Raw genomic sequence first — 18848 nt, 5'->3', positions numbered from 1 at the left:
GGATCAGAGGCCGAGCACGCGGCCAGCGACCGCGTCGAGCTTCTTCAGCAGTTCCGGATCGCGCGCCTCGGGTGCGGTGATCAGCGCCGTGTCGAGCGCGCGATCCGACCCGATCGGGCACGCCTCGTGCTCGCGCGGGAAGTCGCGCGCAAACCGCGTCACAAGAGCCTTGGCGCGCTCGGCGTTATCGACCAGCACTTTGACGATGTCCTGCACGGTGACCGCGTCGTGCTCGGGATGCCAGCAATCGAAGTCGGTGACCATCGCCACCGTGGCGTAACAAATCTCCGCCTCGCGGGCGAGCTTGGCCTCCGGCAGGTTGGTCATGCCGATGACCGAATAGCCGAGCGTCTTGTAGGTCATGCTCTCCGCGTAAGTGGAGAACTGCGGCCCTTCGATGCAGACGTAAGTACCGGCGCGGGCGAAGGCGATGCCCTCCTCGCGCGCCGCTTCGGCAAGGCGGATATGCAGCCGCGGCGCCACCGGATGCGCCATCGACACATGCGCGACGCAGCCTTTGCCGAAGAACGAGGTCTGCCGCAGATGCGTGCGGTCGACGAACTGGTCGACCATGACGAAGGTCCCGGGCGGCATGTCCTCCCTGAACGAGCCGCAGGCCGACAGCGAGATGAGGTCGGTGACGCCGGCGCGCTTCAGCACGTCGATATTGGCGCGGTAGTTGATGTCGGAGGGCGACAGGCGGTGGCCCTTGTCGTGGCGCGACAGGAAGACGACCGGCAGGCCGCCGATCTCGCCGATGCGCAGAGCCGCGGACGGCTCGCCCCACGGGCTCTTGATGCGCTCCTCGCGCACGTTCTGAAGCCCCGGCAGGTCGTAGATGCCGGAGCCGCCGATGATGCCGAGAATGGAGCTGGTCATGAGGACGTGAGCGCCGAACTATTTCTTCTTGGGCGCCAAGGCTACCACGTCGACATGTTCCGTCGCGAGCACTCCGTCGTCGTGCCGGCGGATGATCTCGAGCAGAAGGCCGCGGACGCGGGCGAGATCGACCTCCGGATTGCCCATCTCGACGCGCAACTGGTCGATCCGGCTGCGGCTCATGCGGTTGGCCTGCCATTTGCGGGCGAAGCCCTGCGAGGCAGCAATGGAAGCGAGGACCGTGGCAGAGGTGGTGATGAAAGACTGGGCGAAGGGGCCCATAAGAAAAAGGGCCCCTCGCGGGGCCCTTTGCATCTCGACTTGCCGGCTGCGGCTCAGAGCGTCGTCTTGGCCGGATCCTGGCCGTGCGCGGCTTCACGCGGCGCCTCGGCCTCGTGCCACACCTTCTTCTTGGTGAAGTACATGAGGCCGGAGAGCACGATCAGGAAGATCAGCACCTGGAAGCCAGTGCGGTGACGCTGGTCGAGCTTCGGCTCGGCCGCCCACATCAGGAAAGCAGCCGCGTCCTTGGCATACTGGTCGACGGTCTCGGGCGTGCCGTCGTCATACTTCACCTGGCCGTCCTGCAGCGGCGGCGGCATGGCGATGTTGTGGCCCGGGAAATACTTGTTGTAGTGGCCACCATCCGGCAGCTTGAAGCCCTTCGGCGCGTCTTCGTAGCCGGTTAGAATGGCGTGGATGTAGTCCGGTCCCAGCTCCTGGTACTGGCTGAACATGTCGAAGATGAACCAGGGGAAGCCGCGGGTGTAGCCGCGCGCCTTGGCGAGCGTCGACATGTCCGGCGGCGCCACGCCGTAGGTGGCGGCAGCCGCCTCGGCGTTCGGGAACGGCGACGGGAAATAGTCGGCCGGACGGCCGGCGCGCTCGATCGGCTGGCCCTTGTCGTCGATGTCCTTGATCTTGTACTCGGCCGCCACTGCTGCCGCCTGCGCCTCGGAGAAGCCCGGGCCGCCGGCCTCGGCGAGGTTGCGGAAGGCAACGAAGTTCATCGAGTGGCAGTTCGAACAGACCTCGCGGTAGATCTTGAAGCCGCGCTGCAGTTGCGCCTGATCGTACATGCCGAACGGGCCGGAGAACGACCAGGTCAGCCGCGGCGGCGACGGAGGTGCGGCCTCCTGAGCAGCGGCCGGCAGCGCCGCGATGGCGACGCCGGCGGCAAGCGAGAGGGCGATGAGGTTCCGAGTCATGGTCATGGCCGTTGCCCCGCTCACGCTTTCGCCTTCAGCACCGAATCCGAGATCGAATTCGGCAGTGGCTTGGTTTTCTCGAAGATACCGAGCAGCGGCAGGATGATGATGAAGAAGCCGAAGTAGTACGCGGTGAACAGGCGCGAGAGCACCACGTAGACGCCTTCCGGCGGTTTCGAGCCGAGCCAGCCCAGCCCGATGCAGGCGATGATCCACAGCCAGAAGAACTGCTTGAACAGCGGCCGGTAGCGCCCCGAGCGCACCCGCGACGTGTCGAGCCACGGCAGGAAGGCCAGGATCAGGATCGACGAGAACAGCGCGACGACGCCGGCCAGCTTGTCCGGGATCGAGCGCAGGATCGCGTAGAACGGCAGATAATACCATTCCGGCACGATCTCGGACGGAGTCACGGCCGGGTTGGCCGGGATGTAGTTGTCCGGATGGATCAGATAGTTCGGGAGATAGAAGACGAACCAGGCGAACAGGATGCAGAACACGGCGATAGCGAAGCCGTCCTTCACCGTCGCGTAGGGCGTGAACGGCACCGTGTCCTTGTCCGACTTCGGCTCGATGCCGGTCGGGTTGTTCTGGCCGGCGACGTGTAGCGCCCAGACGTGCAGCACGACCACGCCGGCGATCACGAACGGCAAGAGGTAATGCAGCGAGAAGAAACGGTTGAGCGTCGGATTGCCGACGGCGTAGCCGCCCCACAGCCAGGTGACGATCGTCTCGCCGACGCCGGGCAGCGCCGAGAACAGGTTGGTGATGACAGTGGCGGCCCAGAAGCTCATCTGGCCCCAGACCAGCACGTAGCCCATGAAGCCGGTGGCCATCATCAGCAGGTAGATGATGACGCCGAGGATCCAGAGCACCTCGCGCGGCGCCTTATATGACCCGTAATAGATGCCACGGAACATATGGATGTACACGGCGAGGAAGAACATCGATGCGCCGGTGGCGTGCGTGTACCGCAGCAGCCAGCCGTAGTTGACGTCGCGCATGATCATCTCGACCGACTTGAACGCCAGGTCGACGTTGGGCGTGTAGTGCATCGCCAGCACGACGCCGGTGATGATCTGCACGCCCAGCATGAACGACAGGATGCCGCCGAACGTCCACCAGTAGTTCAGGTTGCGCGGCGTCGGGTAGGCGACGAACGAGGAGTGGATGAGGCCGCCGATCGGCAGCCGCATTTCGAGCCACTTCATGAACCCGTTCTGCGGCTGATAGGTCGAGTGTCCGCTCATGATCGAACCTTTATTGAACAATCCCGCGGATCAGCCGATCCGGATCTTGGTGTTGGAAACGAATTTGTACGGCGGCAGGTACAGGTTCTTCGGCGCGGGTCCTTGGCGGATGCGGCCGGCGCTGTCGTACTGCGAGCCGTGGCACGGGCAGAACCATCCGTCGTAATTGCCCTCGTGCGGGAGCGGGATGCAGCCGAGATGCGTGCAGATGCCGATGACGACCAGCCACTGCTCGTGGCCGGCCTTCACGCGCTCCGAATCGGGCTCCGGATCGCGCAACGAGGCGACGTCGACCTTCTTGGCGAGCTCGATGTCGTTCGGCGTGCGGTGGAAGATAAAGATCGGCTTGGAACGCCAAAAGACCTTGACGATTTGCCCCGCGGCAATCGGGCCCAGGTCGATCTCGACCGGCGCGCCGGCGGCAATCGTGGAAGCGTCGGGATTCATCTGGTTGATGAGCGGCACCAGAACCGCAGCGGCGCCGACGGTCGCGACAGCACCGGTCGCGATGTACAGGAAGTCGCGGCGCGTGTGCTCCGCCGAAGACACGGTCGTCACGTCTTAATCCTCTCCCCCGGCTGGCTAAAATCATCCGCCCGCTGCGTGAAACCTCGGGACGCATCCCTCGGCGGCGGATCGGACCGCGTGCCGCAGCCCTCTCGAACGAAAGGGACGGCGCTTCGGTGCGGTTCTATTGGCACCCTTGCGGACCTAGCGCAAGCCCGCTATCGCGGCGGCGGCACCGAGTTGCACAAGTCATTGGCGGACATGCCCTTCGCGGCCCTGCGCCGGTCCGTCGCACCCTCTCGAAAGACCGATGCGGATCGCCCTCTACGAGCCTGACATCCCGCAGAATACCGGAACAATCCTCCGGCTCTGCGCCTGCGTCGGCTGCGAGGCGCATATCGTCGAGCCGGCCGGTTTTCCGGTGACGGACCGCGCCTTCCGGCGTGCAGGAATGGACTACCTCGACCGGGTGAAAATCGTGCGGCACGTCTCCTTCGCCGCCCTCGAGGCGTGGCGGCGGGGCGAAGGTGCGCGCCTGCTGCTGCTCACCACGCGCGCCGAGCGCTCCTACCTCGACTACAGCTACCGCGCGAGCGACATCCTTCTCCTCGGCCGCGAGAGCGCGGGTGTGCCGGAGGCGGTGCATACCGCCGCCGACGAACGCCTGCGCATACCGATTCGCGAGGGCCTGCGCTCGCTCAACGTGGCGATGGCGGCGGCCATGGTGGCGGGAGAAGTGTTGCGGCAGACGGGCCCTGGCCCTGCCGGCCTTTAGGCGGGCACCGAGTCGAGCCCCAGCTCGCCGCGCGCCGCTCGCGCCAACTGGGCGAACTGGCCCCCGGTGATGCCGCGCTCGACGCTGTCGTAGCGCACCTCGTCCGGCGGATGGGTGAAATCCTGCTCGGGGGCGATCCGATAGCACTCGTCGCGCACGCCAAAGGCCATCAGCATTTCCTGCTGGGAGGCGAATTCGGCGAGCATGCGCGCCTTGCGCACGCGCTCGTCGTGGGTGAGCCGCAGGCGGACGGCGCCGTCTCCGGTATCCTGGCGGCGGTAAAGCGGCATGTCGACGACCACCGGCGCGCGCCCGCGCATGCGGCTGCGCGCCGCGGCGACCGCGAAGGCGATGGCATCGTGGTCCGGATCCGCGCCTTCGAAGGCGTGGGTGAGGACGAGCTCCGCTCCGGCGATGAAGCCGAGCAGCGCCCGGGTCAGGATGGCGAGGCGCAGGGCGGCGCTGCGCTCGGGGAGCCCGAGCGTCTTCAAGACCGGCGCACGAAGGCCGCCGACGGCGGCCGCGCGCTCGAGTTCCTTGCGCCGCACCAGCGCATAGTCCGCCCAGTGATGAAAGCCATGCTCGCGCGCCGCCGTTACCGTATGCGGGGCGCCGTCGGTGACGTGCACGATGCAGATGTCCGGAAAGCGGGGCAGCAGGGCGCCGCAGGCCAGCGTTTCGTCGCCGGGATGCGCCACGATGACCACCGTCTTGAACGGCAAGAGCGGCCGCTCCGGCGCCATCAACTGGGCGAGCAGGCCGTCATTCCGCGCGACGTTGATTTTCCTCGACACGTTGACTCAACCGCGGAAGCCGATGTTTGTGCCCTGCGGAACCCGTAAAAGAGCAGCACCCGCGCGGAGCCAGAAGCCCATGACGCTGCCCGATAAGAACCTGCTGGAAGAGCGCCAGACGCGCGCCCGCACCTGGTTCGAAGCGCTGCGCGACGACATCTGCCTCGCTTTCGAGGCCCTGGAGGATGCCCTGCCCGCCTCCGCGCCCCTCGGCGACCGCACGCCCGGGCGCTTCGTGCGTACGCCGTGGCAGCGCACCGACCATACCGGCGCCGGCGGCGGCGGCGGCGTCATGAACATGATGCGCGGCCGCCTCTTCGAGAAGGTCGGCGTGCACTGCTCGACCGTGTTCGGCGAATTCGCACCGGAATTCCGCAACCAGATCCCGGGCGCGAGCGATGACCCGCGCTTCTGGGCGTCCGGCATCTCGCTGATCGCGCATCCGCAGAACCCGCACGTGCCGGCCGTGCACATGAACACGCGCTTCGTCGTCACCTCGAAGGCCTGGTTCGGCGGCGGTGCCGATCTCACCCCGGTCCTCGATGCGCGGCGCACACAGACCGATCCCGACACCCTCTCCTTCCACGCGGCGATGCAGCGCGCCTGCGACGCACATGCGGCGGTCGCGCCTTACGAGAAATACAAAACGTGGTGCGACGAATACTTCTTTCTCAAGCACCGCAATGAAATGCGCGGCATCGGCGGGATCTTCTACGATTATCTCGAGGACGACTGGGACGCCGCCTTCGCCTTCACGCAGGACGTCGGCCGCGCTTTCCTGTCGATCTATCCGGAACTGGTGCGCCGCAATTTCGCAACGCGGTGGAGCGAGGCCGAGCGCGAGGAGCAACTCGTCCGGCGCGGCCGTTATGTCGAGTTCAACCTGCTCTACGATCGCGGCACGATCTTCGGCCTCAAGACCGGGGGTAATGTCGATTCGATCCTGTCGTCGATGCCGCCGGTGGTGAAGTGGCCATAATCGCTCAGCCGCTGAAGGCGCGATAGATCAGGAAGCAGCCGCCGACCAGCACCACGGCGTCGAGCAGCGCCGTGTGCACATGCAGCGGCATGCGCTCGACGAAGGCTTTGGCGAGAAATGCGCCGGGCAAGGCGACGATACCGATGAGCAGCGCGAAGGCGATGACCCGCGCGTCGATGACGCCGGCGACGCCGAACACCGCCACCTTCACCAGGCCAATGACGATGGAGATCGCGGAATCCGTGGCGATCACGCCGACGCTGCCGACCCCGGCCGCGAGCAGCAGCGACAACAGGAGCACGCCGGATCCGGTGGTGCCGCCGACGATGACGCCGTAACCGGCCGCGCCGAGCGCGAGGCCGCCGTCGCCGAACGTCACGCCGCGGTGCTTCAGCAGCCGCCGCAGCGGCACGCTGGCGATCAGCATGCTGCCTATGACGAGCGCCGCGCCCGCGCCGGAGAGATGCGCATAACCCCAGGCGCCGAGCACGCAGGTTGGCGCCGCGCAGACAATGACGATGAAGCTGCGCCGCCAGTCGACGTAACGCAGGAAGGCCGACATGCGGCTCGTATTGCTGAGCAATGACGAGATGGCGATGATCGGCACGATCGGCGCGGCGCCGACCAATGGCACCAGGACCAGCGGCATCAGCGCACCGGTGCCGTAGCCGGTCACGCCGCCGAGCAGCGAGGCCACGAACGCGACCGCAGCGACGAGCAGAAGCTGCGCCAGCGAGATGTCGTGAAAGCCGGAGAGAATGTCCACCGCACTACTGCCCAACGGCCGGACGAACCCGGCTGCCGGCGCACTCTCAGCGCGGCCGGCCATCCGGCACAAGGGAGGGATTTGCGTTTATCAACGTCAATCCGCGGTGGGGAGCCGCCGCATGGTGAACTCGATTCCGTCGTCGGGCAGTTCGCGCCAGCTCTCGATCTCGGTCATGTAGGCTGCCTTGGGATAGCGGGCGAAGAACGCGCGCGCCTTGGCTCGCGCCTCCTCGCGCGGCAGCGCGAAGGTCTCGCGGCGGAACCCGTCCGACGCTTTCCGCCGCGCGCCGGCGTCGGCCATCCGGCGGGCGAGGTCCTGCGGTGTGTCACGGCGCGACATGGCGAGCCTGCTTGATGAACGTCAATTGTAAGATCGGATTTTCGCCGTCATTTTTCAAGCCCGCGCCCGAGCCCGCCGACGACGGAGAAACATATCCATACCACTTAAATACGCAACAGCCGGCCGGGGTACTCGACGCGCCATCGGCGAGAATAACGGCGAAATATAACATTGATAATCGTCACGCGATTCGTTGCCGAGCCGCAACGACATCGCGAATTGCATATATAAATTCGTTCGCTACGGAGATTCACGGATTGAGTGGGACGCCGCATCCTCTTCTAATCCCTGGCATCAGCAAGACGACAGCTGGGGCGAATCACACTCTCCGTCAGGGAAACATGAGCGCGTTGGTCGTGCGCGGTCGGTCGAGGAGGACAATATGCGTCGTTTCGTTGTTGCGCTATTGGCGACAAGCGCGTTGAGCGTTTCAGCCTTTGCCGCGGACATGCCGGTCAAGGCGCCAGCCTACCGGACGCCGATTGCGGCACCCTACAACTGGACCGGCTGCTATGTCGGTGCTGAAGGAGGCGGAAACTGGGGATCATCCAGCGCCGACAGCGCGCTTGGAACCAAAGTCGCCAGTCACAACCTTTCGGGCGGATTGGCCGGCGGCACGATCGGCTGTAATTACCAAATGGACAGTTGGGTCTTTGGCGTCGAGGGCGATTTTTCATGGACGAACAAGAAAGGGTCCTCGAACCTGGCAGCACCCGCCTTCAACACGGCATTCAGCGAAACGATCAAGGAAAGCTGGATAAGCACGCTGCGGGGGCGCGTCGGGTACGCGCTCTATAATAACTGGTTGTTGTATGCGACCGGTGGCGTTGCCTGGGCGCGAGTCAATGTTGACGAATTCAACGGCGCCGGCACGTTGGTCGGCTCCGACGCACATACGATGTCCGGCGGCACGGTCGGCGGTGGCGTCGAATGGATGTTTGCACCGCAATGGTCGGTCAAAGCCGAGTACCTTCATGTCTGGCTCGCGAATAACGATTTCCTGAACGGTATAACCGGCATCACCCCAGAAACGCGCCACCTCAGTGACGACATTTTCCGCGTAGGCCTCAACTACCAATTCTGGTCCGGGCACTAACCGGAAGTGAAGCGCCATACTTAAGCGGAGCGGCCTCCGGCTGAGCGCAATGCTGCGTCGGCAATGGCGCGGAGCGCGCTTTGGTCGCTGGAAAATCCGCGCTCGATCCAGACTTCCTCTGCCGCACGCATCGCGGCGCCGAGCGCCGGACCTTTCTCGATGCCGCGCGCCATGAAGTCTGCCGCCTTGAGCGGAAACACCGGCGCGGTCCAGCGTTGCGGCAGCGTCACCAGTGCGCGCCAGGCTTCGTCATGCGCCGATGCCTGCGCGCGCGCCCAGGCGAGCAGCGCGCAATCGACATAGTGCTCGGGTTTCAGGCGATACAACGCCGCGCGCGCCGCCTGCTCTCCCTGCACCGGCGATAAGTTCCGCCAATGCGCGCCCATGGCCGCAAGCCGCGCATGCTCGGCATTGGTGAGCCGCAGCCGCTGCCACAGCCGCTCGGCGTCCTCCGGCGTGGCCGCACCGAGCGCGCCGAGCCGCCGCGCCGCGTCCGGCGCGATACCTGCGGCGGCTTCCACCTTGCTCATCATCTCAAAGGTCGCGAGATAAGGCACGCCGCCGAGCACGCGCAGCAGGAGACCGACTTCGCCCATCACCGCGAGCGTCGGCGTCGCCCGCGCCGCGAGCAGGAGTTTCATCATCTCCATGCGCACGCGTTCACGCGACAATTGGTCGAGCCCGGCACGGCCTTCGACGCAGGCGGAAAGGCCATCGCGGTCGGGATCGCCAAGCCCGTAGGCGGCGTGAAAGCGGAAAAAGCGCAGGATGCGCAGATAGTCTTCGGCGATGCGCGTCTTCGCCTCGCCGATGAAGCGCACGCGCCGCGCCGCGAGATCGGCGAGACCGTTCGTGTAGTCGTGGATGCTGCCGTCGGCGGTCACCGACAGCGCGTTAATGGTGAAATCGCGCCGGTGCGCGTCGCCGGCCCAGTCGCGGCCGAACTCGACCTTGGCGTAGCGGCCATAGGTCTCGACATCGAGCCGCAGCGTCGTCACCTCAAACGGATGCCGGTCGATGACGACGGTGACAGTGCCGTGCGCGATGCCGGTCGGCACCGCCTTGAAGCCGGCGGCCGTGACGCGGCGCACCACCTCCTCTGGCACGGCCGTGGTGGCGACGTCGTATTCGTGCACCGGCTCGCCGAGCAGGGCATTGCGCACGGCGCCGCCGATGACGCGCGCCTCCTCGCCGTCGCGGTCCAGCACGGCGAGCAGCCGCGGCAGCGGCCCCTCGCGAAGCCACGCGGCGTCGAGCTTGCGATCGGTGCGGCCGCCGTTCATTTGTAGGCCCCCGGCACGAGCCGGCCGTTCTCCAGATGCGCCGGGGCATAGCTCGTCCCGACCGGCGCACCGGAGAATTGCGCGAGATAGAGGAAGCTGCCGATCACCAGCAGCAGCGCGGCGATCACCAGGAGAAGCACATGGCGCGGCGGCCACGATTTCGGATCGAGCACGCCTGCGCGGGTCGCAAACAGGAAGGCCGCATAGAGCGCGAACGGCGTCAGGAACAGCAGCAGTTCGGTGAGGCCGGTGCGGATCATGTCCGGCTCACTCGCGATAGACGCGGTCGTAGAGATTGCGCAGGATGCCGGCGGTCACGCCCCAGATGTAACGCTCGCCGAAGGTGATCGCATAATAGTGTCGTGTCATGCCCTGCCATTCGCGCGCATGCCGCTGCATGTTGGCCATGTCCATCACGTAAGTGAGCGGCACCTCGAAGACGTTGTCGACCTCGCCGGTGTTCAGGGTCAGCTCGAAGCCGGGCTTCACGCGCGCGATCACCGGCACGATGCGATAGCCAAGCGTGGTCATATAAACGTCGAGATAGCCGAGCGGCTCGATGTGAGCACGATCAAGGCCGATCTCTTCTTCCGCCTCGCGCAACGCCGAATGCATCGGGTCCTTGTCGCTCTTGTCAATTTTCCCGCCGGGGAAGGAGACTTGCCCCGGATGATCGGGCAGATGCTGCGCGCGCTGCGTCAGCAGCACGGTCGGCTCGGCGTGCTCGACCACCGGAATGAGCACTGCCGCCGGGCGGATCGGCCGCACCAGCGCGATCTTTTCCATGATCGGATCGACGTCGTGATCGCCGCGCTTCGGCACGATGTTGGGATCGTTGAGCCCGGTCGGCGTCTCGAGCGTCAGCCGCTCGCGCACGCGGGCGAAGAAGTCCGCGGCCGACAGCGCCGGCGCCGCTTTCATGACCGGCTTCTGCATCAGGCGAACTCCCGCAGGGCGTCGGCCTCGACCATCGGGAAGAACGCGCCGGCCGAGGCGATGCCGAACATCCGCCGGCCGTCGGCGACGCGCTCCTCGCCCAGCGCCACGAGGTCGTAGAATACGGCCCGCGTCACCTTTGCCCACAGGTCGCGGCGCACATGCAGATAGGGCCGCAGGCCCCCGGTTACCTCCGGTTCGAAGCGCAAAGCGTGGCCGGGCCCGGCCGTGACGGAATCGTCGACATTGGTACGGAAAGTGAGCATCTGGCGGCCCTGGTCGTCCCCGCCGGCGGACATCTCGACGGCGAGGAAAGGTACGTCGTCGACCTTTAACCCGACCTTCTCGACCGGGGTGACGAGAAAATACTTGTCCCCCTCCTTCTTCAGCACCGAGGCGAACAGCTTCACCAGCGCCGGGCGGCCGATGGGCGTTTTCTGATAGAACCAGACGCCATCCGCGGCGATGCGCATGTCGATATCGCCGCAAAACGGCGGATTCCACCGCTCGACCGGCGGCAAGCCCTTGTCGCGGGGCAGCGCCGCCGCGATCGCCTCCAACCCGCCCTGCCCTGCCTTCGCCATTGTTTGCCTTACGTTTAATGCGGTCGCCGCGGCTGTTCGCGTTTTCGTGATTCAACGTCTGGAAGCCGGAAGATAGCGTACACTTGGGCGAAGAGAATGAGGCGGATTCGATCCCTCGGAGCGCATCGAAAACGTCCCCGGCGTGTTTGTTGCATTGGCACTTAGATAAAGGGCGCTCCTCGCATGGGCTTCAGGACGGTGGACCGCCAACGGCCCGTCATGCCCGGACAAGGATACGGATTCCATGGCAGTGGCAGGCGGCGAAAGCATCGAAAAGCTGGAAGACATGATCGTGCGCACGGCGGAGACGACGGCCGCCAATGTGCGTGCGGCGAAAGAGGCGATCGGCGCCGTGATCTTCGGCCAGGACGTGGTGGTCGAGCGCGCGCTTATCACTGTGTTGTCAGGCGGACATGGGCTTCTGGTCGGGGTCCCCGGCCTCGCCAAGACCAAGCTGGTCGAGACGATGGGCATTGCGCTCGGGCTCGACGCCCGGCGCGTGCAGTTCACGCCCGACCTGATGCCGTCCGACATCCTCGGCACCGAAGTGCTGGATGAGGGCCAGGGCGGCCGGCGCTCGTTCCGCTTCATCCAGGGACCAGTGTTCGCGCAGTTGCTGATGGCGGACGAGATCAACCGCGCCTCGCCGCGCACGCAATCGGCGCTGCTGCAGGCGATGCAGGAGCAGCACGTCACGGTGGCCGGCGTTCGCCACGACCTGCCGAAGCCATTCCACGTCCTTGCGACGCAGAACCCGCTGGAGCAGGAAGGCACCTATCCCCTGCCCGAGGCGCAGCTCGACCGCTTCCTGATGCAGATCGACGTCGACTATCCCGATCTCGAAGCAGAACGGCGCATCCTGTTCGACACGACCGGTGCGGAAGACAGCCATGCCAAGGTGTCGATGACCGCCGAGGATCTGCTGTCGGCGCAGCGCCTGGTGCGCCGGCTGCCGGTCGGCGAATCCGTGGTCGAGGCCATCCTCAAACTGGTGCGCTCGGCGCGTCCCGGCCCTGACGCCGGCGACATCGGCAAGCTGATCGCCTGGGGTCCCGGGCCGCGCGCCAGCCAGGCACTGATGCTGGCGGTGCGCGCCCGTGCGTTGCTCGACGGGCGCTTCGCCCCGTCGGTCGACGACGTGCTCGAACTCGCCGAGCCGATCCTCAAGCACCGCATGGCCCTGACCTTCGCCGCCCGCGCCGAAGGCGAGACCATCGTCGGCGTGATCCGGCGCCTGACGGCGCGTTTCGGATAAGCGAATGGCCGAGCCCGGGCCCAGTGACATCGAGACTGGCGCCGTCCGCCAGGCGAGCGCCGGTGCGCACGCGCTGGCCGATGCCATGCCGCGCCTGGTGCTCGAAGCGCGCCGCGTCGCCGCGACCGTGATCCACGGCCTGCACGGACGCCGCCGCGCCGGCTCGGGCGAGAACTTCTGGCAGTACCGGCGCTTCGTCTCCGGCGAACCGGCACAGAACGTCGACTGGCGCCGCTCGGCACGCGACGATCATCTCTACGTGCGTGAGCGCGAATGGGAAGCCTCGCACACGATCTGGCTCTGGCCCGACCGCTCGCCGTCGATGACGTTCACCTCGCATTTGGCCAAAGACAGCAAGCTCGCGCGCGGGCTGGTCGTGGCCTTCGCGCTGGCGGAAGTGCTGGTGCAGGGCGGCGAGCGCGTCGGCATTCCCGGCCTGATGCGGCCGACCGCCAGCCGCAACGTCATCGAAAAGATGGCGGAAGCAATGCTGCACGACACCGGCGAGCGACCGAGCCTGCCGGCGTCCTTCGCCCCCTCGCCGCTCGCCGAGATCGTCATGCTCTCCGACCTGTGGAGCCCGATCGCCGAGGTGCGGGCGACGATCGCCCAGCTCTCCGCCACCGGCGCGCATGGGCACGTGGTGCAGATCGTCGATCCGGCAGAAGAGAGTTTCCCCTATTCCGGGCGCGTCGAATTCGTCGAACCGGAAGGCGCCGGCAGCGTCACCGCCGGCCGCGCGGAAACCTGGCGCAGCGACTACCAGGGCCTGATCGCCCGTCACCGCGACGCCATCCGCGCCGAAACCGACCAGCGCGGCTGGACCTTCGCCATTCACCGCACCGACCGGCCGGCGACCGAATTGCTGCTGGCGCTCTATGCGCGCATGGGCGCCCATGCCGCGGCTGGCAGCGCGCGTGCGAACACGGTGCAGGCGGGGAGCGCAGCATAATGGGCTCCTTGCCCCTCGCCTTCGCCCAGCCGCTGGTGCTGCTCGGCCTGCTCGCCTTACCGGCACTGTGGTGGCTGCTGCGGCTGGTGCCGCCGCGGCCGCGCCGCGTCGATTTCCCGCCGACCCGGCTGCTGTTCGAGATCGCACCGAAGGAAGAGACGCCGTCGCGCACGCCGTGGTGGCTCATCCTCCTGCGCCTGCTGCTCGCCGCGCTCGTCGTCATCGCCGCCGCCGGCCCGTTGTGGAATCCGCCGCTCGCCGCCACCGACCGTTCGGCACCGCTCTTGATGCTGATCGACGACGGCTGGTCCGCCGCCGGTACCTGGGACGCGCGCATGCGCGCCGCCGACGAGACGATCGCGCGCGCCGAGGCCGACGACCGCGGCGTGGCGCTGCTGCCATTGTCGGAGACCACGCGCGGCGTGTCGCTGCAGATCGCCGGCGCCGCGCGCGTGGCCCTGAAGCAAGTCAAGCCGCAGCCGCAATCGGTCGACCGCGCCGCCGCACTGTCGGTGATCGAACGGTTCCTGCAAAAGGCGCCCAAGGTCGAGGTCATCTGGCTGAGCGACGGCGTCGATGCCGGTAATGGCGCCGCCTTCGTGCAGGGCCTCAAGCGCGTCATCGGCGATCATCCCTTGACCATCGTCACGGGCGGGCTGCCGCCGGCGCATGCGCTCGCAGCCGCCGACAACGCCGCCGGCGCGCTTACCGTAAAGGTGCTGCGCGCGCAGACCGGCACGGCCGAAAACGGCGTCGTCAACGCCATCGATCTGAAGGGGCTGCCGCTCGGCGATGCGCCGTTCGCGTTCAAGCCCGGCGAGACGGAGACCGAAGCGGCAATCAAATTGCCGGTCGAGATCCGCAACGACGTCGCACGCCTCGAGATCGTCGGCGAGCGCTCCGCCGGCGCCGTGCAACTGCTCGACAAGCGCTGGCGCCGGCGCACGGTCGGCATCGTGTCCGGCTCAGACGCCGATCGCGACCAGCCGCTGCTCGGCGCCAGTTACTATTTGCAGCGCGCGCTCAATCCCTTCGCCGACGTGCGCCTCGCCGAAGGCGTCGCGCCCGCCGAGGCGGTGAAGCGCTTCCTCGGCCAGCATCTGCCGATGCTGATCCTTGCCGATGTTGGCAACGTCGCCGAGGAAACGCAGCCGCTGAGCAAATGGGTGGAGGACGGCGGCGTGCTGGTGCGCTTCGCCGGACCGCATCTCGCCGCCAGCGACGACAATCTGGTGCCGGTGAAGCTGCGCCGTGGCGGGCGCATCCTCGGCGGCACATTGAGTTGGGACAAGCCGCAGCCGCTCGCCGCCTATTCGCGCGAAAGCCCGTTCGCCGGCCTGACCGTGCCGAACGACGTCACCGTGACGCGGCAGGTGCTGGCCGAGCCCGACGCGCAACTGCCGAGCCGCACCTGGGCGACGCTCGGCGACGGCACGCCGCTGGTCACCGCCGAGCGCCGCGGCAAGGGACTGATCGTGCTGTTCCATGTGACGGCCGATCCGCGCTGGTCGAACCTGCCGCTGTCCGGCGCCTTCGTCGACATGCTGCGCCACATCGTCTCGCTCGCCGGCGCGACACCCGCCAACACGGCTGAGAAGGACAGCGCCGGCGCAAACCGCGTCGCCGCCGTAGCACCGACGCGCGTGCTCGACGGCTTCGGCGCGTTCACCACGCCGCCGCCGACCGCCAAGCCAATCCCGGGCAATTACACGGGCCGCGCCACGGCCGAGCACCCGCCCGGCTTCTACGGGCCGCCGGAAGGGTTGATCGCCGTGAACACGCTCGCGCCCAGTGACCGCCCGGCGCCGCTCGACGTCAGCTCCCTCAATGCCCGCATCGATGTGTACCGGCAGGGCGAGCCGCTCGACCTGCGCGGCCCGGTCTTCCTCGCCGCGCTCGGCCTGCTGCTGCTTGATGCGCTGGTGGTCATCCTCCTGTCCGGCGGCATCGCCGCCATGCGCCATCGCCGCCAGGTCACCGCCGCGCTGTTGCTCATCGGCATGCTCGTCGGCGGCGCGTGGCAAGACGCGGCGCGTGCGCAGACGCCGACCGCGCCGAACTGGCCGCCGCCGCTGTCCCAACAGCAGAAAGACTTCGCGCTACAGGCGACGCACCAGACGCATCTCGCCTACATCGTCACCGGCGACCCCGATTTCGATGCCGTGAGCAAAGCGGGTCTCGAAGGCCTGACGCTCTTCCTCGCGCAGCGCACCGCGCTCGAGCCCGGCGATCCGGTCGGCCTCGATCCCGCCAAGGACGAGCTCGCCTTCTTTCCGCTGATCTACTGGCCGGTATCGCCGAAGGCGCCGAAGCCGTCGCAGGCGGCGCTGGAGAAGATCGACACCTACATGAAGCGCGGCGGCACGGTGCTGTTCGACACGCGCGACGCCATCGATGCGCCGCCCGGCGCGGACGGCGCGATGCAGACGCCGGGCATGGTGGCGCTGCGCGCGATCCTGTCGTCGCTCGACGTTCCAGAGCTCGAGCCGGTGCCGCCCGATCACGTGCTGACGAAGACGTTCTATCTGCTGCGCAGCTTCCCCGGCCGCTTCACCGACGGCAAGCTGTGGGTGGAAGCGCTGCCGCCGGAGAACGGCGACGCGGCCGATCGCCCGGCGCGCGCCGGCGACGGCGTCTCCTCGATCCTCATCACCTCGAACGACATGGCCGGCGCCTGGGCAATGCGGCAGGACGGCCAAGCCATGCTGCCGCTGGTGCCTGGCGAGCCGCGCCAGCGCGAATTCGCCTTCCGCGCCGGCGTCAACATCGTGATGTACACGCTCACCGGCAACTACAAGGCCGACCAGGTGCACGTCCCGGCGCTGCTGGAACGGCTGGGGCAGTAAATGAACCTCGGCGTCTCATTCGCTCCGCTGGTGCCCGACTACGTGGTGTGGGCGGCCTTCGGCGCGTCGGTCGTGATCTCGGCGCTTCTGCTTCTTGCGCGCAGCCGCGGTGCGGTGCTGCGCGCCATCGCGCTTGGCCTGATGGTGCTGGCGCTGGCGAACCCGTCCTTCACCCGCGAGGATCGCGACCCGATCCCCTCCGTCGCCGCGGTGATTATCGACAAGAGCCCGAGCCAGGACTTCGGCGATCGCAACAAGCAGACCGAAGAGGCGCGCAGGATCCTGGTCGACCGCCTCAACCACATTCCCGGCCTCGAAGTGCGCGTCGCCGAAGCCGGCCAGGCCGACGGCGAGAACGACGGCACGCGCCTGTTCTCGGCGCTTAATTCCACACTGGCGGACGTGCCGCCCGACCGGATCGCCGGCGCCTTCATGATCACCGACGGACGCGTGCACGACGTGCCGGCGGAAGCCTCGGCGCTCGGCTTCCAGGCGCCGGTGCACGCGCTCATCACCGGGCACAAGGCCGAGATCGACCGCCGCGTCGTCCTCACGCAAACCCCGCGCTTCGGCATCGTCAACCAGAAGCAGACGATCGGCTTCCGCGTCGAGGATCACAACATCAATGTCGGCACCGCGCAGGTCACGGTGCGCCGCGACGGCGAGGTGATCGAGCAGCGCAACGTTCCGGTCGGCCGCGAGGAAAAGGTCGACGTGCCTATCCCGCATGCGGGACAGAACATCGTCGAGGTCGAGGCGGCGCCGGTGCCGAACGAGCTGACGCACGTGAACAACCGCGCCGTCATCTCGATCGACGGCGTGCGCGACAAATTGCGCGTGCTCCTCGTCTCCGGCGAGCCACATGCAGGCGAGCGCACCTGGCGCAATTTGTTGAAGTCCGACGCTTCGGTCGACCTCGTGCACTTCACGATCCTGCGTCCGCCGGAAAAGCAAGACGGCACGCCGATCAACGAATTGTCGCTGATCGCCTTCCCGACGCGCGAATTGTTCCAGCAGAAGATCTCGGAATTCCAGCTCATCATCTTCGACCGCTACGCCCGCCAGGGCGTGCTGCCGATGATCTATTTCGACAACATCGCCAAGTACGTGCGCGACGGCGGCGCCGTGCTGATCGCGGCGGGTCCGGACTACGCCAGCCAGACCAGCCTGTGGCGCACGCCGCTCGACGAAATCCTGCCGGCGGAGCCGACCGGCGGCGTGACCGAAACGCCCTTCTTCGCCAGCCTCACCAAGGCCGGCCAACGGCATCCGGTGACGCGCGGACTGGAGGGCGCCGATAGCAATCCGCCGCACTGGAGCCGCTGGTTCCGCCTCGTCGACGTCAAGCGTCCGAGCGGCACGTCGGTGATGCAGGGGCCCGACGGCAAGCCGCTGCTCGTGCTCGGCCGCGAGGGCAAGGGCCGTGTCGCCTTGCTGCTGTCTGACCACATCTGGCTGTGGGCGCGCGGCTACGAAGGCGGCGGTCCCCAGATCGACCTGCTGCGCCGTCTGTCGCACTGGCTGATGAAGCAGCCGGACCTCGAGGAGGAGGCGCTGCGGCTCAACGTCAGCGGCCGCAACATCACGATCGAGCGGCAGACCATGGCTGACACCGTCGGCGACGTGACCCTCACCTCGCCGACCGGCGCGACGCGCACGCTGCATCTGCAGCCGCACGAGCCGGGCCTGTGGGAAACCACGGTGGCCGCCAACGAGTTGGGCCTGTGGCGGGCGACCGACGGCAAGCTCACCGCACTCACCAATGTCGGGCCGGCCAATCCGCGCGAATTTCAGGAGGTCACCTCGACCGCCGACGTGATGCAGCCGATCGCCGACGCCACCGGCGGCGGCGTACGCCGCCTCGATGACGGTCACGGGCTCGAGGTGCCGCGCATCCTGCCGGTGCGCACCTCATCGGTGTTCAAGGGCGAGGACTGGATGGGCCTGCGCATGCGCGACGTGTCGGTCGTGCGCGGCATCGGCGTGCTGCCGGTGTTCGCTGGGCTGATCGGCCTGTTGCTGCTGATCGGCTCGCTCGCGCTCACTTGGGCGCGGGAGGGGCGGTAGGGGTATCCATCACTTCGTCGGCGGCGGTGATGATGCTGTGGCCGGGGTTCTTGTCGCAGTACGCGCCGATCTTCTCGCCGTCGCTCTTCATCTTGGCGAAGTCGACGACCGGCTTGGCGTCCTGTTCGGTGTAATAGGCCTGCAGCCACATCAGGACCAGCCCGACGGTTTCCTTGTCGGTGGTGGTGAATTCCTTGCAGGTCACGGTCGCGAGATCGAGCTGCTGCGCCGGCTGCTGCGCGCGGACGGGGCCGGCGAGCGCCAGCAACGCCGGAACAAGGAGAATTGAGAAACGTGTCATGGATCGCCTCCGGGTTTGGTCGGCGCAGCTT

At 67.1% G+C, this 18848-nt stretch carries 18 protein-coding genes and 1 pseudogene; 7 read left to right on the top strand and 12 right to left on the bottom strand.

Going from position 1 to position 18848, the window contains the following annotated elements; genetic code table 11:
• Window positions 1–3: 3 nt before the first annotated feature.
• The 4 genes and pseudogenes from VGV41_RS02390 to petA form a co-directional block, all read right to left on the bottom strand.
• On the bottom strand, window positions 4–879 hold the full coding sequence (locus VGV41_RS02390; RefSeq protein WP_326862045.1) for an S-methyl-5'-thioadenosine phosphorylase: 876 nt from the start codon (window positions 877–879) through the stop codon (window positions 4–6).
• Window positions 880–897: 18 nt separating this feature from the next.
• Window positions 898–1161 (bottom strand): hypothetical protein, encoded by a 264-nt coding sequence (locus VGV41_RS02385; protein ID WP_326862044.1) that lies wholly within the window; start codon window positions 1159–1161, stop codon window positions 898–900.
• A 53-nt stretch (window positions 1162–1214) separates the two neighbouring features.
• Window positions 1215–3334 (bottom strand): annotated as a pseudogene (locus tag VGV41_RS02380) (cytochrome c1).
• Window positions 3335–3364: 30 nt separating this feature from the next.
• Window positions 3365–3892, bottom strand: a complete 528-nt coding sequence (petA, locus tag VGV41_RS02375) for a ubiquinol-cytochrome c reductase iron-sulfur subunit (protein ID WP_326862043.1) — start codon at window positions 3890–3892, stop codon at window positions 3365–3367.
• Between the two features lie 259 nt (window positions 3893–4151).
• Between petA and VGV41_RS02370 the strand changes: the two genes are divergently transcribed.
• Window positions 4152–4616 carry a tRNA (cytidine(34)-2'-O)-methyltransferase gene (locus VGV41_RS02370; protein ID WP_326862042.1) on the top strand — a complete coding sequence of 155 codons (465 nt, stop codon included), beginning with the start codon at window positions 4152–4154 and terminating at the stop codon, window positions 4614–4616.
• On the opposite strand, the gene VGV41_RS02365 is transcribed toward VGV41_RS02370, so the two are convergent.
• A complete protein-coding gene (locus tag VGV41_RS02365) occupies window positions 4613–5410 on the bottom strand; it encodes a PIG-L deacetylase family protein (protein WP_326862041.1) in 798 nt (265 codons plus the stop codon). The genes VGV41_RS02370 and VGV41_RS02365 overlap by 4 nt on opposite strands.
• Window positions 5411–5489: 79 nt before the next feature.
• Between VGV41_RS02365 and hemF the strand changes: the two genes are divergently transcribed.
• A complete protein-coding gene (hemF, locus tag VGV41_RS02360) occupies window positions 5490–6389 on the top strand; it encodes an oxygen-dependent coproporphyrinogen oxidase (RefSeq protein ID WP_326862040.1) in 900 nt (299 codons plus the stop codon).
• A gap of 4 nt (window positions 6390–6393) precedes the next feature.
• Here the strand turns inward: hemF and VGV41_RS02355 are convergent, their stop codons facing one another.
• Both VGV41_RS02355 and VGV41_RS02350 read right to left on the bottom strand, forming a co-directional pair.
• Complete coding sequence (locus VGV41_RS02355; protein WP_326862039.1) at window positions 6394–7155, bottom strand: TSUP family transporter; 762 nt, start codon at window positions 7153–7155, stop codon at window positions 6394–6396.
• Between the two features lie 96 nt (window positions 7156–7251).
• On the bottom strand, window positions 7252–7497 hold the full coding sequence (locus tag VGV41_RS02350; RefSeq protein WP_414705045.1) for a hypothetical protein: 246 nt from the start codon (window positions 7495–7497) through the stop codon (window positions 7252–7254).
• A gap of 382 nt (window positions 7498–7879) precedes the next feature.
• Here VGV41_RS02350 and VGV41_RS02345 point away from each other — a divergent pair, with 382 nt between their 5' ends.
• A complete protein-coding gene (locus VGV41_RS02345) occupies window positions 7880–8593 on the top strand; it encodes an outer membrane protein (RefSeq protein ID WP_326862038.1) in 714 nt (237 codons plus the stop codon).
• Between the two features lie 20 nt (window positions 8594–8613).
• On the opposite strand, the gene VGV41_RS02340 is transcribed toward VGV41_RS02345, so the two are convergent.
• From VGV41_RS02340 to VGV41_RS02325, 4 genes are read right to left on the bottom strand one after another with little or no spacing between them, the layout of a single operon-like run.
• Complete coding sequence (locus tag VGV41_RS02340; RefSeq protein WP_326862037.1) at window positions 8614–9876, bottom strand: CCA tRNA nucleotidyltransferase; 1263 nt, start codon at window positions 9874–9876, stop codon at window positions 8614–8616.
• Complete coding sequence (locus VGV41_RS02335; RefSeq protein WP_326862036.1) at window positions 9873–10136, bottom strand: DUF6111 family protein; 264 nt, start codon at window positions 10134–10136, stop codon at window positions 9873–9875. The genes VGV41_RS02340 and VGV41_RS02335 overlap by 4 nt, the downstream gene beginning before the upstream one ends.
• A 7-nt stretch (window positions 10137–10143) precedes the next feature.
• The gene (locus tag VGV41_RS02330) at window positions 10144–10812 is read right to left on the bottom strand and encodes a CoA pyrophosphatase (RefSeq protein WP_326862035.1); all 669 of its coding nucleotides are present in this window, start codon (window positions 10810–10812) and stop codon (window positions 10144–10146) included.
• Window positions 10812–11396 carry a DUF1285 domain-containing protein gene (locus tag VGV41_RS02325; RefSeq protein ID WP_326862034.1) on the bottom strand — a complete coding sequence of 195 codons (585 nt, stop codon included), beginning with the start codon at window positions 11394–11396 and terminating at the stop codon, window positions 10812–10814. The genes VGV41_RS02330 and VGV41_RS02325 overlap by 1 nt, the downstream gene beginning before the upstream one ends.
• Before the next feature lie 244 nt (window positions 11397–11640).
• Between VGV41_RS02325 and VGV41_RS02320 the strand changes: the two genes are divergently transcribed.
• The 4 genes from VGV41_RS02320 to VGV41_RS02305 are packed head-to-tail and all read left to right on the top strand — an operon-like array spanning window position 11641 to window position 18516.
• Window positions 11641–12651 (top strand): MoxR family ATPase, encoded by a 1011-nt coding sequence (locus tag VGV41_RS02320; protein ID WP_326862033.1) that lies wholly within the window; start codon window positions 11641–11643, stop codon window positions 12649–12651.
• 4 nt (window positions 12652–12655) lie between these two features.
• The gene (locus tag VGV41_RS02315) at window positions 12656–13603 is read left to right on the top strand and encodes a DUF58 domain-containing protein (RefSeq protein ID WP_326862032.1); all 948 of its coding nucleotides are present in this window, start codon (window positions 12656–12658) and stop codon (window positions 13601–13603) included.
• Window positions 13603–16449, top strand: coding sequence for a DUF4159 domain-containing protein (locus VGV41_RS02310; protein WP_326862031.1), 2847 nt, complete (start codon window positions 13603–13605; stop codon window positions 16447–16449). Before VGV41_RS02315 ends, VGV41_RS02310 begins: the two co-directional genes overlap by 1 nt.
• Entirely contained in the window at window positions 16450–18516 is a 2067-nt protein-coding gene (locus VGV41_RS02305; protein WP_326862030.1) for a hypothetical protein, read from the top strand. It begins immediately after the preceding gene.
• Here the strand turns inward: VGV41_RS02305 and VGV41_RS02300 are convergent.
• Window positions 18491–18817 (bottom strand): HdeA/HdeB family chaperone, encoded by a 327-nt coding sequence (locus VGV41_RS02300; RefSeq protein WP_326862029.1) that lies wholly within the window; start codon window positions 18815–18817, stop codon window positions 18491–18493. The two genes, VGV41_RS02305 and VGV41_RS02300, sit on opposite strands and share 26 nt — an antisense overlap.
• Between the last annotated feature and the right edge of the window lie 31 nt (window positions 18818–18848).

Origin of the sequence: Pseudolabrys sp. (assembly GCF_035943735.1) — a bacterium.
GTDB lineage: Bacteria > Pseudomonadota > Alphaproteobacteria > Rhizobiales > Xanthobacteraceae > Pseudolabrys.
This window is presented reverse-complemented; position numbering and strand designations above follow the sequence as displayed.